This is a genomic window from Streptomyces sparsus (genome assembly GCF_054776295.1).
In genome coordinates, this window is sequence record NZ_BAAHCA010000729.1 from 1 (window position 1) to 2,512 (window position 2,512).

Consider the following 2,512-nt stretch of genomic DNA (forward strand, 5'->3'; position numbering starts at 1 on the left):
CGGCACCGCGTGCTGCGTCCGCGCGGTCAGGTGGGGCGTCGGCGGCCGTAGTCGCGCATACGTACCGCGGTGCGCTCCAGTTCGCCGGGCGGCAGCAGCGCGGGGGTCCGGCCGGGAACGGAGGAGGCGGCCAGCCACACCCGGCACAGCCACTCCAGTTGCGCGGTCCGGTCCAGGGCCTGCGCGAGGTCGGCGCCGTGGGTGAGCGTGCCGTGGTTGCGCAGCAGGCAGCCGGTGCGGTCGGTCAGCGCGGTGAGGGCGTGCGCGGCGAGTTCGTCGCTGCCGTACGGCGCGTAGGGGGCCACCCGTACCGGCCCGCCGAGGGCGCCGGCGATGTAGTGGACGGCCGGCACCTCCTCGACCAGAGTGGACACCGCGGTGGCGTGCACGGCGTGGGTGTGCACGATGGCTCCCGCCGGGGTGTGCCGGTACACGGCGAGGTGCAGCGGCAGTTCACTCGTCGGGGTGAGCTCTCCGGCGAGCTGCCGGCCGTCGAGTCCGACCGCGCACAGCTCCTCGGGGCCGAGATCGGCGTAGGGCACCCCGGACGGCGTGACCAGTACGGCGTCCTCCGCGACCCGTACCGAGACGTTGCCCGACGTTCCCACCACCAGGCCGTCCGCCACGGTCCGCCGGGCCGTCAGCACCAGTTGTGACCAGGCCTGTCGCCAGTCCTCCCGCACGCGCCCCACCTCCTGGCCGGGCACTCTAATCCGCCGGGGTGACGGGGGTCTCCCCCGCACCGGCGGGAACGCGGCTCGCAGGCCTCTGACCGGCGGTGACGGCGGTGCGTCACCTGCCGTCACGCACAGCCTCGCGGAGAGACACCGCAAAGCCCGCCCCAGTTCACTTTCCGTTCACTCACTGTCCTTACGTTCGCGGAGCCTCTTGCTGCCGAAACTGATTGCCGGGTGAATGGAACACATCACGCTTCTCATCGGGATCGTGATCGTCACGGCCTTGGTGTTCGACTTCACGAACGGGTTCCACGACACGGCCAACGCCATGGCCACCACCATCTCCACCGGGGCGATGAAGCCCAAGGCGGCGGTGGCCATGTCCGCGGTGCTGAACCTGGTCGGAGCGTTCCTGTCGGTGGAGGTGGCCTCGACCATCTCCAAGGGGATCATCGACGAGACCGCCGGCATCCGGCCCGAAGTGATCTTCGCGGGTCTGGTCGGAGCCATCCTGTGGAATCTGCTGACCTGGCTGGCGGGCCTGCCCTCCAGTTCCTCGATGGCCCTGTTCGGCGGCCTGATGGGCGCCACCATCGCCTCGGTGGGCGTCGGCGCGATCCACATGGACGCCGTTCTCACCAAGGTGCTGATCCCCGCGTTCATCGCTCCGGTCGTCGCCGGTGTGGCCGCGATGCTCGCCACCCGCCTCACCTACCGGGCCGCCCGCAAGGCCGACCACGAGCGCAGCGCGAAGGGCTACCGGGCGGGACAGATCACGTCCGCCGCGCTCGTCTCGCTGGCGCACGGCACCAACGACGCGCAGAAGACCATGGGCGTGATGACCCTGGCGCTGATCTCGGGCGGCGCGCTCGGCGCCAACGCCGACCCGCCGATGTGGGTCATCGCCTCCGCCGGCATCGCCATCGCGCTCGGCACCTACCTGGGCGGCTGGCGGATCATCCGCACGATGGGACGCGGACTGACCGACATCCAGCCGCCGCAGGGCTTCGCCGCGCAGACCAGTTCGGCCGTCACCATCCTGGCCTCCTCGCACCTGGGCTTCGCGCTCTCCACGACGCAGGTGTGCTCCGGCTCGGTGATGGGTTCGGGACTGGGCCGCAAGGGCGGCGTGGTCCGCTGGAGCACCGCCAACCGGATGTTCGCCGCCTGGGGGCTGACGCTGCCGGCCGCGGGCCTGGTCGCGGCCCTCGCCACGCTCCTCGCGGAGCTGGGCGACTGGGGCGTCACCGCGGTCGGTGTGCTCGCCGTGGCAGCCTGTGCGGCCATCTGGATCGCCTCCCGCCGCGAGGTCGTCGACCACACCAACGTCAACGAGACGGAGCCCGGCGGCGAGCAGGCCGGAGTGGTCGAGGCCGCCGTCGAGGCGGTCGCCCCGCCGGCCGTCGTGCCGTCCCAGTCCGCCGACGCGCGGGAGACCGGGGCGGGTACGCCCGAGGACCCGTCGGAGACCGCCCGCCCGGCGGCCACGACCGCCCCGTAACCGGAAGGAACCGGAAACGATGAACATCGACTGGGTCGCACTCGGCCAGGTCTTCGGCGTGAGCCTGGTGGCGACGCTCGCCCTGGTGGGCGTCTTCACGCTCGGCATCGTCGGCTCGTCCGCCCGCGGCGCGGACGGTTCGCCGACCGTGCTCGGCCGGACCGGCGCGTACCTCAGCTTCGGGCTCTGCGCGGTCGCCGTGGCCTACGGCATCTACATCATCGCGGCCTGACGCGACCGGCACGGCCTGACCGCGACCGGCACGACCGGGCACGACGGCACGTCCGGCACCACAGCGGGCCCAGCGCGGCCACAGCACGGACAAGCGCGGCCG

General features: G+C 72.4%; 3 protein-coding genes. 2 read left to right on the forward strand and 1 reads right to left on the reverse strand.

Translation table 11 applies throughout. From position 1 onward, the window contains the following. Nucleotides 1–26 precede the first annotated feature (26 nt). Entirely contained in the window at nucleotides 27–692 is a 666-nt protein-coding gene (locus ACYVE9_RS22690) for a class II aldolase/adducin family protein (RefSeq protein ID WP_461029745.1), read from the reverse strand. Between the two features lie 223 nt (nucleotides 693–915). Between ACYVE9_RS22690 and ACYVE9_RS22695 the strand changes: the two genes are divergently transcribed. Both ACYVE9_RS22695 and ACYVE9_RS22700 read left to right on the forward strand, forming a co-directional pair. After that, nucleotides 916–2,178, forward strand: a complete 1,263-nt coding sequence (locus ACYVE9_RS22695) for an inorganic phosphate transporter (RefSeq protein WP_461029746.1) — start codon at nucleotides 916–918, stop codon at nucleotides 2,176–2,178. A gap of 19 nt (nucleotides 2,179–2,197) precedes the next feature. After that, nucleotides 2,198–2,410 carry a hypothetical protein gene (locus tag ACYVE9_RS22700; protein WP_461029747.1) on the forward strand — a complete coding sequence of 71 codons (213 nt, stop codon included), beginning with the start codon at nucleotides 2,198–2,200 and terminating at the stop codon, nucleotides 2,408–2,410. The last annotated feature ends 102 nt before the right edge of the window (nucleotides 2,411–2,512 follow it).

Bases quoted from the DNA above. Each gene is read 5' to 3' on its own strand.
- ACYVE9_RS22695 (WP_461029746.1), top strand. From the start codon at position 916: ATGGAACACATCACGCTTCTCATCGGGATCGTGATCGTCACGGCCTTG.
- ACYVE9_RS22700 (WP_461029747.1), top strand. From the start codon at position 2,198: ATGAACATCGACTGGGTCGCACTCGGCCAGGTCTTCGGCGTGAGCCTG.